The following is a 1785-nucleotide window of genomic DNA, read 5'->3' as shown; positions in this document are numbered from 1 at the left end:
GGAGTAAATGACCTTGCAACAGCCCGACAACCCGATCGGCACGAGGTTGTCACCCATGTCTTAGGTACGAGCTGTTACCTATGTCTCCGGTCTGGACACGCGGAGGGCTGGCGGAGAGGGAGTCCGCCAATTACAACAAACATGCTAACAATTCTAACTATTTATTTCACGGCATCCATTCTACATACACCCGAACATACACCTCTAGAAAAGCATTCGGCGCGCTTACTCGGCTTTTCTGTTCATAGCCGCCGCGGGCCGGACTACACGGATTGATCCACCTGTTGCGGACACGCCATAGTTGCCGACCATGGCGACTCACATCCCAGACCCTTACTACGTCGCTTTCATTGACGAGGCGGGCGATACAGGACTGAAAACCGTGCGCCCAATTGATCCCGTTGGCGCAACGGAATGGCTGTGCCTTGGCGCGGTTGTTCTAAGAGCGAAGTATGAGCCCGAAGTGACCAACTGGGTTCAGGCGATCTTGTCCAAGGCTGGATGCAAACGTACTGACCTTCACTACAGGCATTTGTCCGCCCCTCAGAAGCGGATCGCACTAGGGGAGATGGCTCAGCTTCCGCTACGCGGGTTTGTGCTTGCATCGAACAAGAAGAACATGCGCCGCCATCAGAACGAACGAGCCGAGCGCGTTGGAGCCCCACAGTGGTTCTATAATTACTGTCTCCGTCTGCTTTTGGAGCGCGTAACTGACTTCTGCTATCAGAATGCACTCAAAGAACGCGCAAAAAATCGCATCCTAAAGATTTTCTATAGCGAACGCGCTGTCCATTCCTATGCGCAAACGGCTGCTTACCACGAACTGCTTAAGATGCAGGCAAGGGCCGGCGCTCTCAAGCTCCCAAAGCGCCGGATCATGTGGGAAGTACTGGACTGGCGCCTTGCCCACCCTGTGTCGCACTTGGCAAGCCCCGGTGCGCAGCTTGCCGATGTTGTAACCAGCGCCTTCTACCAAGCCATGGACACGCTGCCACCGACCAAGTGGAACAATGAGTTCGCGAAATTGCTGGAGCCGGTCATGGCTAAAGAGAACGGGTCGTGGATGGACTATGGCGTGGCTCTGCAACCGACACCAACATGGAAGGCAAAACTGAATGACAAGCAGAAGGAAATCTTCGAATTCTATGGTTACAAGTTCTGGCCGTGACCTTCAAGGATGAGAGAGTTTTGCGGACAAGCTAATTTCGAGCGGCTAGAACTCAGAATAGTCTAAGGATTGCGACGACCATGGACGACAAATCAATTATCAGCATCTTCAGCCCTCTATGGGCCGACCTCCGCCCGGAGGACACCTTTGCGGCCAAAAAGCCGCTACTTGCGCACTACACCACAATTCAGGTTCTCGAAAAATCTTAACGACCAATGAGGTCTGGCTCTCCAATCCACTTTTCATGAACGACATTGAAGAAGTCCGATTTGGAGTTATCGAGGGCAACCAAATCGTACTTGCGAGTGAAGACTTGGTAACTGCCTGCAAAACAGCAGAGCGGGCGCAGCTATTCAAGGACAGTTTTGCGCACTTTTTCAATCGGTTTGCCAACGAACACATCTTAGATACTTACGTGTTCTGTCTATCCAGCCACAAAAGGGATGATGACGATGGGCGACTGTCGATGTGGCGTGGGTATGGAGCGAACGGAAATGGAATCGCAATCGTGTTTGATACGTACGCCCACGATGAAGGCCGCCTTGTTCTGAGAGGCGGATTGAGCACTCATAAGCACGTGTTTAAGAGCGAGCTTAAGAGCGATTGATGGGTCAGAT

General features: G+C 52.4%; 3 protein-coding genes. All 3 read left to right on the top strand.

What is annotated here, in order from left to right; genetic code table 11:
* Nucleotides 1-310 precede the first annotated feature (310 nt).
* The 3 genes from IVA82_RS44625 (at nucleotide 311) to IVA82_RS44620 (ending at nucleotide 1775) form a co-directional block, all read left to right on the top strand.
* The gene (locus IVA82_RS44625; RefSeq protein WP_247383695.1) at nucleotides 311-1168 is read left to right on the top strand and encodes a DUF3800 domain-containing protein; all 858 of its coding nucleotides are present in this window, start codon (nucleotides 311-313) and stop codon (nucleotides 1166-1168) included.
* A gap of 80 nt (nucleotides 1169-1248) precedes the next feature.
* On the top strand, nucleotides 1249-1377 hold the full coding sequence (locus IVA82_RS48735) for a hypothetical protein (RefSeq protein WP_256469832.1): 129 nt from the start codon (nucleotides 1249-1251) through the stop codon (nucleotides 1375-1377).
* A 35-nt stretch (nucleotides 1378-1412) separates the two neighbouring features.
* Nucleotides 1413-1775 carry a DUF2971 domain-containing protein gene (locus tag IVA82_RS44620; RefSeq protein WP_247383694.1) on the top strand — a complete coding sequence of 121 codons (363 nt, stop codon included), beginning with the start codon at nucleotides 1413-1415 and terminating at the stop codon, nucleotides 1773-1775.
* Nucleotides 1776-1785 lie beyond the last annotated feature (10 nt).

The sequence above is a fragment of the Bradyrhizobium sp. 142 genome (genome assembly GCF_023074015.1).
In the GTDB taxonomy this organism is placed as follows: Bacteria; Pseudomonadota; Alphaproteobacteria; order Rhizobiales; family Xanthobacteraceae; genus Bradyrhizobium.
This window is presented reverse-complemented; position numbering and strand designations above follow the sequence as displayed.

Bases quoted from the DNA above. Each gene is read 5' to 3' on its own strand.
- IVA82_RS44620 (WP_247383694.1), top strand. From the start codon at position 1,413: ATGAACGACATTGAAGAAGTCCGATTTGGAGTTATCGAGGGCAACCAA.
- IVA82_RS44625 (WP_247383695.1), top strand. From the start codon at position 311: ATGGCGACTCACATCCCAGACCCTTACTACGTCGCTTTCATTGACGAG.
- IVA82_RS48735 (WP_256469832.1), top strand. From the start codon at position 1,249: ATGGACGACAAATCAATTATCAGCATCTTCAGCCCTCTATGGGCCGAC.